The organism is Micromonospora sp. Utrum1, from assembly GCF_057197805.1.
This window is the reverse complement of the sequence record NZ_CM170071.1, coordinates 6,092,081-6,107,468: the sequence shown is the minus strand read 5'-3', so window position 1 is coordinate 6,107,468 and position 15,388 is coordinate 6,092,081. Positions and strand designations below refer to the sequence as shown.

At 71.8% G+C, this 15,388-nt stretch carries 13 protein-coding genes and 2 tRNA genes; 11 read left to right on the top strand and 4 right to left on the bottom strand.

Annotated features, from left to right (window positions below; genetic code table 11):
- Positions 1-24 precede the first annotated feature (24 nt).
- Together AC0OLQ_RS28620 and AC0OLQ_RS28615 are read right to left on the bottom strand one after the other, a co-directional pair.
- Positions 25-3,363, bottom strand: a complete 3,339-nt coding sequence (locus AC0OLQ_RS28620) for a ThuA domain-containing protein (protein WP_484528832.1) — start codon at positions 3,361-3,363, stop codon at positions 25-27.
- 262 nt (positions 3,364-3,625) lie between these two features.
- On the bottom strand, positions 3,626-4,018 hold the full coding sequence (locus tag AC0OLQ_RS28615) for a hypothetical protein (protein WP_357341267.1): 393 nt from the start codon (positions 4,016-4,018) through the stop codon (positions 3,626-3,628).
- Between the two features lie 286 nt (positions 4,019-4,304).
- Between AC0OLQ_RS28615 and AC0OLQ_RS28610 the strand changes: the two genes are divergently transcribed.
- The 6 genes from AC0OLQ_RS28610 (at position 4,305) to AC0OLQ_RS28585 (ending at position 10,642) form a co-directional block, all read left to right on the top strand.
- Positions 4,305-4,377 (top strand) — tRNA-Asn (locus tag AC0OLQ_RS28610).
- A gap of 170 nt (positions 4,378-4,547) precedes the next feature.
- On the top strand, positions 4,548-6,692 hold the full coding sequence (locus tag AC0OLQ_RS28605) for an MMPL family transporter (protein ID WP_484528831.1): 2,145 nt from the start codon (positions 4,548-4,550) through the stop codon (positions 6,690-6,692).
- The gene (locus tag AC0OLQ_RS28600; RefSeq protein WP_484528830.1) at positions 6,682-7,923 is read left to right on the top strand and encodes an NAD(P)/FAD-dependent oxidoreductase; all 1,242 of its coding nucleotides are present in this window, start codon (positions 6,682-6,684) and stop codon (positions 7,921-7,923) included. The genes AC0OLQ_RS28605 and AC0OLQ_RS28600 overlap by 11 nt, the downstream gene beginning before the upstream one ends.
- 42 nt (positions 7,924-7,965) lie before the next feature.
- Complete coding sequence (locus tag AC0OLQ_RS28595; RefSeq protein ID WP_484528829.1) at positions 7,966-8,904, top strand: hypothetical protein; 939 nt, start codon at positions 7,966-7,968, stop codon at positions 8,902-8,904.
- Positions 8,901-10,436, top strand: coding sequence for a M16 family metallopeptidase (locus AC0OLQ_RS28590; protein ID WP_484528828.1), 1,536 nt, complete (start codon positions 8,901-8,903; stop codon positions 10,434-10,436). The genes AC0OLQ_RS28595 and AC0OLQ_RS28590 overlap by 4 nt, the downstream gene beginning before the upstream one ends.
- Before the next feature lie 129 nt (positions 10,437-10,565).
- Positions 10,566-10,642, top strand: a tRNA-Ile gene (locus AC0OLQ_RS28585).
- 992 nt (positions 10,643-11,634) lie between these two features.
- Here AC0OLQ_RS28585 and AC0OLQ_RS28580 read toward each other — a convergent pair.
- Positions 11,635-12,045, bottom strand: coding sequence for a contact-dependent growth inhibition system immunity protein (locus AC0OLQ_RS28580; RefSeq protein ID WP_484528827.1), 411 nt, complete (start codon positions 12,043-12,045; stop codon positions 11,635-11,637).
- Positions 12,046-12,288: 243 nt separating this feature from the next.
- Between AC0OLQ_RS28580 and AC0OLQ_RS28575 the strand changes: the two genes are divergently transcribed.
- The 5 genes from AC0OLQ_RS28575 (at position 12,289) to AC0OLQ_RS28555 (ending at position 14,390) form a co-directional block, all read left to right on the top strand.
- The gene (locus AC0OLQ_RS28575; RefSeq protein ID WP_484528826.1) at positions 12,289-12,732 is read left to right on the top strand and encodes a DUF5990 family protein; all 444 of its coding nucleotides are present in this window, start codon (positions 12,289-12,291) and stop codon (positions 12,730-12,732) included.
- A 27-nt stretch (positions 12,733-12,759) separates the two neighbouring features.
- A complete protein-coding gene (locus tag AC0OLQ_RS28570; RefSeq protein ID WP_484528825.1) occupies positions 12,760-12,927 on the top strand; it encodes a hypothetical protein in 168 nt (55 codons plus the stop codon).
- An 11-nt stretch (positions 12,928-12,938) separates the two neighbouring features.
- Entirely contained in the window at positions 12,939-13,301 is a 363-nt protein-coding gene (locus AC0OLQ_RS28565) for a hypothetical protein (RefSeq protein WP_484528824.1), read from the top strand.
- Complete coding sequence (locus AC0OLQ_RS28560) at positions 13,294-13,908, top strand: nucleotidyltransferase family protein (protein ID WP_484528823.1); 615 nt, start codon at positions 13,294-13,296, stop codon at positions 13,906-13,908. Before AC0OLQ_RS28565 ends, AC0OLQ_RS28560 begins: the two co-directional genes overlap by 8 nt.
- Before the next feature lie 74 nt (positions 13,909-13,982).
- Complete coding sequence (locus AC0OLQ_RS28555) at positions 13,983-14,390, top strand: hypothetical protein (RefSeq protein ID WP_484528822.1); 408 nt, start codon at positions 13,983-13,985, stop codon at positions 14,388-14,390.
- Between the two features lie 47 nt (positions 14,391-14,437).
- Here the strand turns inward: AC0OLQ_RS28555 and AC0OLQ_RS28550 are convergent, their stop codons facing one another.
- A complete protein-coding gene (locus AC0OLQ_RS28550) occupies positions 14,438-15,328 on the bottom strand; it encodes a glycine betaine ABC transporter substrate-binding protein (RefSeq protein WP_484528821.1) in 891 nt (296 codons plus the stop codon).
- Between the last annotated feature and the right edge of the window lie 60 nt (positions 15,329-15,388).

The following is a 15,388-nucleotide window of genomic DNA, read 5'->3' as shown; positions in this document are numbered from 1 at the left end:
CCGGGTGGCGACCCCACCCGGGCGTCACGGGGTGACGCCGATGCCCTGGCCGGTGAACTCGACCCAGTTGAGGTTGCCGAAGCCGCTGGCCGGACCGCCGGGGACGGTGGTCAGAACCAGGTAGAGCTTGTGCGTCCCGCCGGGGTCGGTGACCGGCACGGTGGTGCTGGTGAAGGCGTTGTTGCCGGAGGTGGCGTTGACCGTGGCCGTGGCCAGCAGCGGGCCGGTGGGGGAGTCCAGCCGGAACTGGACGCCGAACCGGGGCTGCCCGGCGGTGGCGGCGCTGCCCCCGGAGGTGCGCAGCGTCACCGACTGCATGTTCTTCAGGTTCACGGTGTTGTTGACGGCGATCCAGTCGCCGGGGTCGAGGCTGCCGCGCTGCTGCCCGCCCCCGGTGTCGGCGGTGGTGCCGACCGTGGTGCCGGACTCGTCGGTGGCGAACTCGACCTCCTGGCGCTTGGCCTGGATGATCTGCTGGTCCACCGTGGTGAGCGCCGGCTGGCCGTTGGCCCCCTGGTCGGTGTACGACGCGCTGACCACGCCGTAGATGTAGCCGCCGTGCGAGGCGTCGTCGGCGTCCGTGGGCAGCACCCCGGAGCAGCCGAACTGGTTGGCCTCACCGTGCCCGTGGCCGTCGTGGCCGAGCACGAAGGTCACCTCGACCTTGGCGCAGTCGACCGGTCCGTCCTCCGGGTCGGTGACGGTGACCGTCCACGGGATGTCGTCGCCCCAGCTGAAGAAGCCGCCTTCGAGCGGGGTGGTGACGGTGACGGTCGGCGCGGTGTTGCCGACGGTGATGGTGGTGTTCGCCGCCGCGGTCTTGCCGCTCGAGTCGGTCACCGTCAGCCGGGCCGTGTAGACGCCGTTGGTGGTGTAGGTGAACGACGGGTTCGGGTCGATCGAGTCGGTGGTGCCGTTGCCGTCGAAGTCCCAGGCGAACGAGATGGAGTCCGCCGGGTCCGGGTCCTTCGAGCCGTCGCTGGAGAAGGCGACGGTCAACGGGGCCCGCCCGTTGGTCGGGGTGGCGTTCAGCACCGCGGTCGGCGCCCGCAGGCCCTTGACGTAGCTGAACTTCAGCATCGCCGCGTCGGGGTTGACGTTGAAGAACCCGTCTCCGTACGTCAGCAGGTAGAGGTTGCCGTCCGCGCCCCAGCGCATGTCCATCGGGTTGTCGCAGAGGAACGGCTTGGCCGGCGTGGTGGGCGCCTGCCCGCAGTTCAACACGTTGTTGATCTTCAGGATCTCGCCCTGGTCGTCCAGCCGGATCTCCTTGAGGGTGTCCCGGGTGAACTCACCGAAGATGATCGCGTCGTCGTAGTACTCGGGGAACTTCGTCTCCGACCTCAGCTCCGGGTCGTAGTCGTACTTCGCCGCGCCGTGTGGGCCGACACCGCCCGTGCCGAGCTCCGGGAAGAGCACCGGGCAGGTCTGCGTCGGAGTCGACAGGTAGGACTCCGGGCAGGGCGTCGGGGCCTGGAACGAGTACCACAGCTCCGACTTCTCCACCCGCGGCAGGTCGGTCAGGCCGGTGTTGTGCCGCGAGGTGTTCTTCGGGGCCACGCAGTCGAACGGGGCCACCGGGGAGATCGGGCTGGTGGTCCAGTTCATCTCGATGTACGGCAGGTTCGGCTGCACGCACATCGGCCAACCGTAGTTCGCCGGCTTCTCGACCACCATCATCCGGCCGGTGCCGGCGGGACCGCGGCCCACCTGGGCGACCGAGGAGTCCGGCGAGTAGTCGGTGACGTAGGCGACGTCGTCCTTGTCGAGGGTGATCCGGAACGGGTTCCGGAAGCCCATCGCGTAGATCTCCGGGCGGGTCTTCGCCGTGCCGGTCGGGAACAGGTTCCCCGCCGGGACGGTGTACGACCCGTCCGCGCCGACGGTGATCCGCAGGACCTTGCCGCGCAGGTCGTTGGTGTTGGCCGAGCTGCGCCGGGCGTCGACGAAGGGGGCCTGGTAGACGCCGGTGGCGCTGACCGAGTCGTTGTGCGGCGAGAAGCCGCCCGACCCGCCGCCGCCGGCCGGGGTGTCGTCCCCGGTGACCAGCCAGAGGTTGTTCTTCGAGTCGAACGCGATGTCACCGGCGACGTGGCAGCAGGCGCCCCGGTCCACCGGCACCTGGAGGATCTTCTGCTCCGTGGCCACGTCCAACGACGGGGTCTCACCGTCGACGAACTTGAACCGGGAGAGCTGGAAGTAGCCCTTCCACTGGTCCCACGCGGCCGGGTCGGTGCTGGTGGTCGGCGCGCTGCCCGTCGGGGTGTCCAGCGGGGGCGCGTAGTAGAGGTAGACCCACTTGTTGGTGGCGAAGTCGTGGTCCACCGCCGGGCCGTACATCCCGTCCTCGCTGTTGGTGTAGACCGGGATCTGCGCCAGCACCGTGGTCTCGTTGGTGACGGGGTCGTGCAGCCGGACGCCGCCGCGCCGGTCGGTCTGGATCACCCGGCCGTCGGGGAGGACGTCGAAACCGATCGGCTCGTTGACGTTGGGCTGCGCCCCGACCACCGTCATCTGGTAGTTGGCCAGCACGGTCGCTCCGCAGTCGCCGTCGGTGACGCCGGCCGCCCACTGGATCGCCCCGCCCAGGTGGGCCCGCAGGTCCGCGCTGTCGTAGCTCTCCGGGGTGGCGCCGAGTCCGGTGTAGAACGAGCGGCCGCCCTGGTAGTCCTTGCACCAGGTGACCGGGTGGTCGAAGCCCATGCTGCCGCCGGCGTAGGTCTTCTCGTCAACGGTGGCCAGCACGTGCGAGACGCCCCGGACGTTGGCCGCAAAGTTGTACCACCGGTCGGTGGTGGACCAGCGCTGCGGCAGCGTCTCGGAGGCCGGGTGGACCCGGTCGGCCACGGTGACCGTCGCCCGGCTCGCGGCCGTCGGCGCGCCGGTGGCCCGGGTGCCGAGCACGTCGGTGAGGAACGACCAGTCCGGCTCGGCCTCGATGGCGGAGTGGACGCCGACGAAGCCGCCGCCGTCGCGGTAGTACGCCTCGAAGGCGGCCTGCTGGGCGTCGTTGAGCACGTCGCCGGCCGTGTTCAGGAACACCACGGCGCGGAACTGCTTCAGGTGGGCCTGGTCGAACTTGCGGGGGTCGTTGGTGACCTCGACGGTGAAGCGCCGGTCCCGTCCGAGTTGCTCGACGGCCTGCACGCCGGCGGCGGTAGCGGCGTTGCTGCCGGCGGCCGACCGGGTGAAGACGAGCACCTTGTACTCGATGCCGTTGCTGACGGGTACGGGGGCGGTGAGCACCGGCGCGGCCTGCGCCGGGGTCGGGGCCCGCTCCGCCGTCGCGACGAGCGTCGCGGCGGCGAGAGTGAGCAGGCCGAGATATGTGGCGGCCCTGCGGCCGAACGGTCTTCTGCGCATCGAACCTCGCTCTGGTCGGGCGGGTCCGCCTCAGCGCCGGGACGAGGCTGAGGAGGTCGCTGGGAGGTGACGAGAGCCTGGCCAGGTTCTACGCGAGACGATATTTGCGCTCGGGACCAAAGAGAAGAGGTTGAAGCCAAAAGTTTTCGATGAACAACTCCCACTTTTGTTCAGGATGAGCAAAAGTGGGAGTCGGGTCTCCTTCGGACAGACGAGAGCGGGCCGGTCGCCCGATGGCGACCGGCCCGCTGCCCGGTTGGCGTCAGAGGTTGGTGCTCGTGCCGGACGACCTGGTGCTCGTGCTGCTGGTCGACGACCCGGTCCCGCTGGTCGAGCCCGTGCCGGACGGTCCGGACTTGGCGCCGACGACGGCCGGCGTGCCGGCGAACGGCTTGTCGGCCTCGGTCAGCCCCTGCTTGCTGCCGTTGCCGGTGCCCAGCTTCTCGCCGAGCTTGGTCTGCCCGAGCTTGTCCTTGCCCTCCGAGTAGAGCCGGGTCGCCTGAGCCTGCGCGACCCCCGCCGCCTCCTGGACGGTCGGGTGGTCGAGCACCTTGCGGCCCCGGACCACCAACTCCTCGTACTTCTCCCGGCCGGCACGGGCGCCCAGGACGAATCCCGCAGCCAGCCCGCCAAGAAACATGATCTTTCCGCGCATGGCGGCTCCTTCCGTACCTGACGCGCCGCCGATCCCGACCGGGTGGTCCCGGGCGGGAGCGACCTTCTCGCGCCTGCATCCTCTGTCGGCGGCTAACTACCCATCCTGCTCTCCGGTCATGCCTCCCTGTGCCGAGATGGCGATTTGTCCGGTATTCTGATCGGGTTGCCCGGCCCCCGACCGGGCGGGGGAAGTGGGGTAACCCCCTGGCGCACCACCCCCCGGTGTCCTGTACTCTTGTCCCCGTCGCACGGCGCGGGGAGATCCGCAGCCGGGTGACCTACGGTCCCCCGTAGCTCAATTGGCAGAGCAGCCGGCTGTTAACCGGCAGGTTTTTGGTTCGAGTCCAAACGGGGGAGCTCCGCTCCACACGACGCCCGTCGGCCCTGGCCGACGGGCGTTTCTCGTTGCCGGCATCCACGCCCGTCGCGGTGTCGGTTTCCGCCCGCGGGCGCCGCTTCGCCCGGCAGGATGGTCGATGTCGACTCAGCCTCCCGCTGCGTCGATTGATGCGTCGATTCAAGGGTGGATGGAGATGGCCGGAGGGCGGAGCCGCTGGACCGCGACGCTGATCGCGGTCGTCGTGGTGCTGGGCTGGCTGGTCCTCGGCGGCATCGCCGGGCCCTACTCCGGAAAGCTCGGCGACGTCGCCACCAACGACAACGCCGCCTTCCTCCCCGCCGACGCCGAGGCCACCCGGGCGCAGAACCTCGCCGCCGGCTTCGTGGACCGCGAGACCACCCCGGCGCTCGTCGTCTACGAGCGCACCTCCGGCATCACCCCGGCCGACCAGCAGCGGATCCAGGCCGACGTGGCCGGCTTCGCCCAGTTGCCGGGCGTCGTCGGCCCGCTGCCGCCGCCGATCGTCAGCCAGGACCGGCAGGCCGTGCAGGTGGTCGTCCCGATCGACGCCGCCGAGGGTGAACAGGTCGGCGCGCTCGTCGACCGGCTGCGGGAGATCGCCGGCACCGACCGGGGCGGGCTCACCGTGGACGTGGCCGGGCCGGCGGGCCTGCTCGCCGACCTGATCGAGGTGTTCACCGCCATCGACGGGCCGCTGCTGCTGGTCACCCTGGTCGTGGTGCTGGTCATCCTGCTGATCGTCTACCGCAGCCCGGTGCTCTGGGTCTTCCCGCTGCTCGCCGCCGGGATGTCGTACTCGCTGGCCGCGCTCTTCGTCTACGTCCTGGCGAAGAACGACGTCATCAAGCTCAACGGGCAGGCCCAGGGCATCCTCACCGTCCTCGTCTTCGGCGCCGGAACCGACTACGCGCTGCTGCTCATCGCCCGCTACCGGGAGGAACTGCACCGGCACGAGCGGCCCTGGGACGCCATGCGGGCCGCCTGGAAGGGCGCCGCCCCGGCGATCATCGCCTCCGGCGCCACGGTCATCGTCAGCCTGCTCTGCCTGCTGCTGTCCAGCCTCAACTCCAACCGGGCGCTCGGCCCGGTGAGCGCCGTCGGCATCGCCGCCACCCTGCTGGTGATGCTGACCTTCCTGCCCGCCCTGCTGCTGCTCGGCGGTCGGTGGGCGTTCTGGCCCCGGCGACCCCGGCTCGACCAGGCCGACCCGCGAACCGAACACGGCATCTGGGGGCGGATCGCGGGCTTCGTGGCCCGGCGGGCCCGGACGGTCTGGATCGTCACCGCGGTGGTCCTGGCCGCGCTCGCCGTCGGGGTGACCCAGCTCGGCGCCACCACCCTCGGCCAGTCCGACCTGTTCACCCAGCGCACCGACTCGGTGGCCGGGCAGGAGGTGATCGCCCGCCACTACCCGGCCGGCACCGGCAGCCCGGCCACCATCTTCACCAACCAGGCCACGGCGCAGCAGGTCGCCCAGGTCGCGCAGGGCGTACCGGGGGTGTCCTCGGTCCGGCCGCTCACCCAGCAGGGACCGGCCGGGCCGCCCTCGGGGAACGCGCCGCCCAAGGTGGTCGACGGGCGGGTGCAACTGCAGGCCACCCTCGCCGACCCGCCGGACAGCAACGGCGCCGAACGCGCCGTCCGCGAACTGCGCGCCGCAGTGCACCGGGTGCCCGGCGCGGACGCGGTGGTGGGCGGCTTCACCGCGATCAACGTGGACACCGCCGACGCGTCCACCCGGGACCGCAACGTCATCATCCCGGTGGTGCTGCTGGTCATCGCCGTCATCCTGGCCGTGCTGCTGCGGGCCCTGCTGGCCCCGCTGCTGCTGATCGCCACCGTGGTGCTGTCGTTCCTGGCCACGCTCGGTCTCTGCGCGCTGATCTTCCGGTACGTCTTCGACTTCCCCGGGGTCGACCAGTCCTTCCCGCTGTTCGCGTTCGTCTTCCTGGTCGCCCTCGGCATCGACTACAACATCTTCCTGATGAGCCGGGTCCGCGAGGAGTCGGTCCGGCGCGGCACCCGGGCCGGGGTGCTCACCGGCCTGGCGGTCACCGGTGGCGTGATCACCTCCGCCGGCATCGTGCTCGCCGCCACCTTCTCGGCGCTCGCCGTGCTGCCGCTGGTGGTGCTGGTCGAGCTGGGCGTGGCGGTCGCCGCCGGGGTGCTGCTCGACACCATCGTGGTCCGCTCGCTGCTGGTGCCCGCGCTCGCGTACGACATCGGGCCGAAGATCTGGTGGCCGGGCCGGCTGTCCCGGACGAACCGGAACGGCGACCGGGCCGGGGCGGAGGCGGGCCGTGCCGGCTGACACCGACGTCGTCATCGTCGGCGGCGGCCTGGCCGGCCTCGCCGTCGCCCGCCGGCTGCACCGGGCGGGCGTGCCCTGGCGGCTGCTGGAGGCCGCCGACCGGCTCGGCGGCCGGGTCGCCACCGACGAGGTCGACGGCTACCTGCTGGACCGCGGCTTCCAGGTGCTCAACACCGGGTACCCGCGGCTCGGCGGCCTGGTCGACCTCGGCGCGCTCGACCTGGGCTGGTTCACCTCCGGGGTGCTGGTCCGCCGCGGCGACCGGCTGGAGCGCCTGGTCAACCCGCTGCGCGACCCCGCAGGCGCGCCCGGCACGGTGGCGGCGGGCGTCGGGTCGCTGGTCGACCGGCTCCGCTTCGCCGCGCTCGCCACCGGCTGCGCCACCCTGCCGGTGGGCCGGCTGCTCAACGCGCCCGAGACCACCAGCGAGGCCGCGCTGCGCCGGGCCGGCCTCTCCGACTCGTTCATCGAGGAGCTGCTCCGGCCGTTCCTCTCCGGCGTGCTGCTCGACCGCGAGCTGGCCACGTCCAGCCACGTGCTGGCCGTCCTCCTGCGCGCGTTCGCCCGGGGCCGGATCGGGCTGCCGGCCCGGGGGATGGCGGCGCTGCCCCGGGCCGTCGCCGGCCCGCTGCCCGCCGAGCTGATCGACCTCGACACCCGGGTCGCCGAGATCGCGCCCGGCCGCGTCCGCACCCCGGCCGGCGACCTCGCCTGCCGCGCCGTCGTGGTCGCCGTCGACCCGCCCGCGGCGGCCGCTCTGCTGCCGCGGCTGCAACGGGTACGCATGCACAGCTACACGACCTACTACCACAGCACCGACACCCCGCCGCTGAGTGAGCCGATCCTGCTCCTCGACGGGGAGCGGCGGGAACTGGTCGCCAACACGGTGGTGCCCAGCAACGCGGCGCCCACGTACGCGCCGGCCGGGAAGCACCTGGTGGCCACCTCGGTGGTCGGCCCGCAGGCCCCGCCCGAGGCGGTGGTCCGCCGCGAGCTGGACCGCCTCTACGGGTGCTCCACCGCCGACTGGACGCACCTCACCACGGTGTCCGTGCCGGAGGCGCTGCCCGCCGCGCCGCCGCCGCAGGGCCGGCTGCGCAAGCCGGTCGCGCTCGGCGACGGGCTCTTCGTCGCCGGCGACCACCGGGACAGCCCGTCCATCCAGGGGGCGCTGGCCAGCGGCTGGCGGGCCGCCGGGGCGGTGCTCGCCGAACTGCGCGCCGTGGGCTGAGCGGGGTCAACCGACGGCGGGAAGATCACCTATCATCCCGCCGTGCCTCGCACTACATCCGACACGCTCGACGCCGATGCCGCGTACCCCGAGGTGGTGGCGCTGCGCCCGGCGCTCCGCGACCATGACTGGGCGGCGCTGCGCGCGGTCTTCGCCGACGCCGACGCGGCCACCACCACCCAGCTGGTCGACGCCGTCGCGGCCTGGGGCGGCGCGGAGAACCTCCTGCAACCGCGGCTCCAGCGCGAGCCGGCGGACCGACTCGCCCAGGTCCTGCTCGCGGCGGCCCTCGTGCACAAGGGCTGGCGCATCCGGACCAGGGCGACGGCCGACCGGGTCAGCGACGGCCAGTTCGCCCGGTTCCACGACCACCTGCGCCGCGCCGAACGGATCCTGATCGACGTGACGGCGCGGTGGCCCGACGACGTCGCGGCCTGGACCCAGCGGATCACCCTGTCCCGTGGCCTGGGCCTGGGGTTGGCCGAGACCCGCCGGCGCTACGACCGCCTGGCCCGGCACGAGCCGCACCACCTGGCCGCCCAGGCCGAGATGCTGCAACAGCTCTGCCCGAAGTGGGGCGGCGACTGGGCGGCGGTCGACGCGTTCGCCCGTGACTGCGCCGAGGCGGTGCCAGCCGGGGCCCCACACGGCGTCCTGATCGCCCAGGCACACCGCGAGCGCGGCATGGAGTACGACGACCTCCGCGGCCTCCGGGACTACCTGAGGACGGACGAGGTGGCCGAGGAGATCCACGCCGCGGCGGACCGGTCCGTCCGGCATCCCGACTTCCGGCGCACCATCGGCTGGGTGCGCGTGCAGAGCACGTTCGCGCTGGTGTTCCACCTGATGGGGGAGCACACGGCGGCCCGGGAACAGTTCGAGGCGCTCGGCCCGTACGGCGATCCCGCCGTCTTCGGCGGCTCCGCCGCCTGGTTCGCCGAGGCCCGCGCCGAGGCGTACGCGAAGGGCGGAGCCCGATGATCCGGCAGTTCGACGTCGACGGAGTGCCGACGCTGCTGGCGCCCGCCCCCGGCCCGGTCCGCGCCGGGCTGGTGTTCCGGGTCGGCGTCGCCGACGAGACCCTGGCCCGGCGGGGAGTCACCCACCTCCTGGAACACCTGGCGCTCGCCCCGCTCGGCCCGCTGGACCACGCCGCCAACGGCATGACCGACGCCCTCTTCACCAGCTTCGTGATCCGCGGCGGACCGGCCGAGGTCACCACGTTCCTGGCGACGGTGTGCCGCCACCTGCACCAGCCGCCGCCCGGCGCACTCGCCATCGAGCGGGAGATCCTGCGGGTCGAGCAGCGTGGCCGGGGCCACGACGAACTACCCCTCTGGCGGCACGGCGCGCGGGACCACGGCCTGGTCAGCTACCCGGAGTACGGCGTCCCCGGCCTCACCGAGGACGACGTGCGGGAATGGGCCGCGCGGTGGTTCACCCGGCAGAACGCCGCCCTCTTCGTCACCGGCGACGACCTGCCGGCCGGGCTGCGGCTGGACCTGCCGGACGGAGCGCGGCAACCGGTGCCCGCTCCGTCGTCGGCGTTGCCGGAGACACCGGCGTACTTCGCGGCCGGGGCGGGGCTGGTCGCCCTCGACGCGGTGGTCCGGCGCCGGGCGGCCGGTGCCGTCTACGCCGGCGTGCTCGAACGGGAGCTGTTCCGGTCGCTGCGGCAGGAGGACGGGCTGTCCTACCTGGTCACCGCCGGCTACCAGCCCCGATACGACGGCACCGCCACCGTGCGCGCGATGGCTGACGCGCTGCCCGACAAGCAGGACGCGGTGCTCGGCGGCGTGATCGACGTGCTGGCCACCCTCCGGGTCGGCCGGATCACGCCGGCCGACCGGGACGTGGTGGTGACCCGGCACCGCGAGGCGTTGTCCGCCCCGCACACGGACGCGGACCGCCTGCCCGGGTGCGCGCGGGACCTGCTCACCGGGCAGCCGGTCCGCGACCTGGACGAGGTGCGCGCGGAACTCGACGCCGTCACCGTCGACGACCTGCGGGACGTGGCCGGCGAGGTGGACGCCTCCGCCCTGCTCCTCGTGCCGCAGGGCCTCACCGCCGACTGGGCCGGTTTCAGCGCGGCGCCCACCACCTCGGAGGAGGCGGTCGAGGGCAAGGCCCACCAGGGGACCGACGGCGAGACGGAGCTGACCATCGGGGCGGACGGGATCACCGCGACCTACGGCGAGGCGGTGTCCACCGTCCGGTACGCCGAATGCGCCGCCCTGCTCGTCTGGCCCGACGGCGCCCGCCGCCTGATCGGCGAGGACGGCATCGCGGTGCACGTCGAGCCGAACCTGTTCGTGCCGGCGCCGGACCTTGCCGTCGCCGACGCGGCGGTACCCCCGGAGCGTCATGTCCTCATGCCGGCCCGGCGCGCCGAGCAGATTCCACCGCCGCCACCCGTGGTCGGTCGACTCACACGGATCAGGCGCTCCGTCCGGGAGGCCACGAACACGGCCGGCGCCTGGTTGTCGGCCACCCTGCTGGATCCCGGGCGGTGACTGCGGGCACGAGGTGACCGCTGCGCGTTGTTATCCTCGCGTTGCCCATCGTGGCGGCCGGATCTTGACGTTGGCCCGTCGGGTGATGGCCGGTGATCCGTTGGACGGGTTACGATCCGGCGCGGTAGCGGGGCGGTAGCTCAGCGGGTTAGAGCAGGGGACTCATAATCCCTCGGTCGCGGGTTCGAGTCCCGCCCGCCCCACCACGCAAAACCCCAGGTCAGCGGTGCTGACGGCGACCCGGACGAACGGCGTCAAGATCGGGACCAACGTCATCAGTCCGCACTGAGTCCGCAGCAGCCCGAGCCGCCGCCCGTCGCGACGGTCCTGGTCCAGGTCGTCCTCGAACAGGTCCCCGTACACGTTCAAGGTCATCGCCGAGGCATGCCCGAGCATTCGCTGCACCGCCTTCACGTTGGCGCCCTTGGCCACCGTGCTACGTCTCGTCAGGATCTTCGAGGTGCGACCTGTCATTGAGGTCGACCACCATGTCCCCGAGGAAGCGAGCGCCGCAGCTATCGCAGAAGGCCCTTTCCGCTGCGCCGTCAACTACCAGTTGGCCGTCGGTACCTGGGTAGCCGAGGTACCACTGGCCGCGCAGCTTGACCATCAGCTTCGGCCACCGCGGCTCGCAGGAGCACACGGTGTTCTCAGGCTCGTGCGCCCATTCGAACGGAGGGGGCGTGCCTGGTTCGATGATGAAGTTGCCCGGGTAGGTCGCGGCACACTCGGCGCACCGGGGCTGACAGCTCGAATAGCTTGGTAATCGGACTGCCGTGCTCAGAGGGTTGGCACGGCATGACATAGCCATTCATCTCCGTCACCAGAGCTGACCACTGGGGCCGACAGCGGCACGCGGACTTCTTGGTCCTGAACAGCTTGATCACGTACGCTCCCGCACTCTGACGCTGAGGCGAGGAGCGTAGCGGGCGGTTAGACCTTCGGGGCTCCGCCCCGAACCCCGGCCTTCCCTCGGAGATCGGCGTCGGACGGGGGATCTCCTCGGTCAGGCACCACGAGGGCTACGCGAGAACCCCGGCCGGGCCAAGGCCAAGCCGCTTCGCGGTCGCCTACGGCGAGCCTTGACACGACCGGGGAACCTCGCGCTGGAATCGATGCTGGGCGACTGCCGCCGCTCCGCTCGGCGGTGTGCAGGTAGCGGCCTCCGCCCCAAACCTCGGCCTCAGAGACCCCGCCCTCATCGACCAAGAAACCGCACGATGGCATCGCGTAGCTGTCTGTCCGGGTCGCGAGGCCGAAGGTCAGGCTCGAACCGCGGGTTGGCAACGAGTTGGGTTAGAACTGATGCCAGCTGCTTCCGTTTCGCTTGCAGGTTCGACCACGCCGAGTCGGGTAGCCGCAGCACGTTGGAGAGCAGGTCGCCCGGGTAGTGGTCGCCCTCGGCCAACGGATCGTGCAGCAGGACTTGTACCGCGAGCGGCAGCAGGGCGGACACGCCGATCTCCTGCCCGAGCATGAGGCGCAAGTCCTCGACGGTGAACTCGGCCAACGGCTTACGTCGCAGCTCAGTGCAACGCGCCATGAGAGCTGAGGCGTCCGGACCGGGATCCGGCCACACTTCACGCTCAAGCCGCTCGATGGTCGTCACGGCGGCCACGGTAGCCCGCACCAACGGGCCGGTAGCCAGGCGGCCGGTGGCGACAGCTGTCAGCCGCGAGCAGACCGGAGGCGGTACAGCGTCAGCGCGGCCAAGGAGGGCCGCGTCGCGCCGAGAACTGGCCCCGCGTCAGTCGGCGCCGCGTTCGCAGCAGCAGAGAGCGCGGTGGGCGACCGGGTGGCGCTCCGGGCAGTGGCCGTCGGGCTTCTCGGTGTCCCGCCCTAGAGTCGGGGGATGCTGATCCGGATCGAGGGCAGCGACCTGCCGGGGCGGTGCGTCGGTGCCGAGGCGGACCTGCTGCGGCTCCGTAATGTGCACGTGGGGATGCAGCGCAAGGCCGAGGTGGTCGATCGCGTACCAGCCGATGCGCCCGGCGCGGTGTGGCGGTTCGAGGTCACCAGTCGCGAGGTGGACGGGCTGCTGGACGTCGGCGGACCGTGGGTGCACGGGCGCTTGGGGGCGCGGTTCCTCTATCTCAGCTGGGGATCGGTGACGGACGACCGCTTCGACATGTTCCGCCGGGCGAAGCTCATGTTCGGTGACATCCCGGCTGAGCTGCTGCGCGCCGGACACGAGGATGCCGGTGTGTTGGTCGGCCGGCTCCGGTTGACCGACGCCGAGGGCGGGCCGCTCTGCGCCCGGGTCCGGCCGCCCGACATCAGCTGGACTCTGGAGTGACCGAGCCTCGTCTGAGACCCTGAGGCGATGGGCTTGTTGCAGACCGCCTCCGCCTGGAACGAGGAGTACCGCCGGGGCCGGTACGTCGACGAGCCACCCGTGGCCTTCGTCGACGACATCCTCGCGGCCGCCACGAGGGAGGGCATCACGGCGACCTGGAGTCCCTGCCGGCCGGCCGGACCTGGCCACTTGTGATCGGAATCCAGGTGTTCCAGCACGGCAACCGCGAGCAGGCACACCGACATGTGCGGGCCGCACAGCGGCGAGTCGAGCCCGGCGGCCTGTTGTGCGTCCGGGTCAATGCGACCGGCACCGACGTGTGGCCTGCGCACGAGGTGACCGAGCGTGGCCCCGATGGCGGGTTCACGGTGCGCTACACCGCGGGCCCGAAGAACGGGCTGGACATCCACTTCTTCGGCGGGGAGGAACTCGAGCAGTTGTTCGAGGGTTGGCCCGGGCCGCTCGCCATCCGGGCCGACAGCACCGCATGCACACCACCCGCACCCGGGCAGTGGACGCAGTGGGAGGCGATCTGGCGGCGGCCGGTCGATCGGTGCCCGCATGCCTGAGCTCACGCGGAAACTCACCACCGAGCCGAGCGACCCTCGGGCAGCCGAGCTGGCCGAGCTGATCGCGGCGTGTCCGTGGCTCCTCAACGTGCTGGTGGTCGTGCGGGACGCCGGCCTGCCGGACGCCTGGGTGGGGGCGGGTGTCCTCCGGGATCTGGTGTGGGGCCGGCGGTACGGCGACGGCTTCGACCCGCGGAACGTTCGGGACGTCGACGTTGCGTTCTTCGACCCCGACGACCTCGCCCCGAGCGGTGACGCCGCCGCGACCGAACTGCTACGACGCCGCGATCCGACGATCCCGTGGGAGGCGACCAACCAGGCCGCCGTGCACACCTGGTACGAGAGCGTGTTCGGCCCCGGTCCGGTCGACGCGTTGCGCTCGGTAGCCGAGGCGGTGGCCACCTGGCCCGAGACCGCCACCTGTGTGGCCGTGCGTCTCGACCCTGCCGGGACGCTGCACGTCTGCGCCCCGCTCGGGCTGGACGACCTGCTCGACGGGGTATGGCGGCGCAACCCGCGGCGCGTGACGGTCGAGGTGTCCCGCGCCCGCCTCGCTCGCCACGATCCCACCCGACGATGGCCGACGGTGCGGATCCTGCCGCCGTAGCGACCAGCGCAGGGGGTGGCGATCCGAGTACGCGTGCTCATCCGCGCGGCGCCGCGACCCGGCAGGATCGGGCCGTGACGAAGACGACCCGTACCCTGCTCGGCGGCCTCATCCTTGCGGCGGCGACAGTCGGTGCCTGGTGGGCCTGGCTGGGCTGGGAGTCCGGCTACACGGTCGACCCGGAGACCGGCGCGACGAGCGGCCCGTACGCGGTGTGGCAGGTGGCCGCCGCCGTGCTCACCCTGATCCTGATCGCCGCCGTCGGTGGCTGGTTCTGGAGCCCGTGGCTGGTGGCGCCGGTGATGACGGTGGCCTTCACGGCCGTCTGGGCGGCGCGGGCCGCGTCGACGGACGACACCGGGCTCTGGGCGGTGGGGGCGGCGCTGGTCGCCATCGGCACCGCGCTCGGAGCGACGGTGGTCAGCGGCGGCGCCGGCTGGCTGCGCCGGCACCGGGCGGCAGGGCGGCGGCGCGCGGGATGACAGCGGGCCCCGCCGGATGCCGGCGAGGCCCCTGTTCACCGGGTCGCTCAGGCGAGCGCCTTCAGGTAGTCGGGGTTGGCCTTGAGCCACTCCTCGACGGCCTTCTCCTCGTCGCCCTTGTGGGTGTTGAACATCAGGTCCTCCAGGGACCCGAGCTGCTGGCCGTCCATCTTGAACGTCTTCAGCATCTCGGTGACCTCGGGGAAGTCCTTGCCGAAGCCCTTCCGGGCGAAGGTGTTGATCTGCTCGGCCTGACCGAGGGTGCCCTTCGGGTCCGCGAGGTCCTTCAGCTCGTACTTCGCGTAGGCCCAGTGCGGATGCCAGAGGGTGACCACGATCGGCTTCTTGTCGGCGATCGCGCCGTCGAGTGCGGCGAGCATGGCCGGGGTCGATGACGTCTTCAGCTTCATCGCCCCGTCCAGGCCGTAGCTGGGGAGCACCTTCTCCTGGGTCGCCTTGGTGAGACCGGCGCCCGGCTCGATGCCGATCATCTGCCCGCCGAAGGTGCCGGCCTTCCCGGCCAGGTCGTCGAGCGAGTCGACGCCCTCGACGTACTTCGGCACCGCGATGCTCAGGCTGGCGTCGTCGTACCAGACACCGAGCTTCTCCAGCTTGTCGCCGTACTTCTCCAGGTAGGAGGCGTGGGTCTGGGGCAGCCAGCCGTCCAGGAACAGGTCGATGTCGCCGCTGGCGAGACCGCCGTAGACGAGACCGGCCTCCAGGTTCTTGAGCTGGACCTGGTAGCCCTTCTCCTCCAGGATGTGCTGCCACAGGTGGGACGCGGCGACGGCCTCGTCCCAGGCCATGTAGCCGATGGTGATCTTCTTCTTGCCGTTGCCGGACGCGCCGTCCGACTGGTCGCCGCAAGCGACGGCGCCGCCCAGGGCCAGGGTGGCCGTCACCGCGAGTGCGACGACGCGCTTCAAAGTGCTGAGCACAGGGTTTCCTTCCTGATTCGGGATGCCGGCGGCCCGTCTGTGCGGGACCAGGGGTGCCGG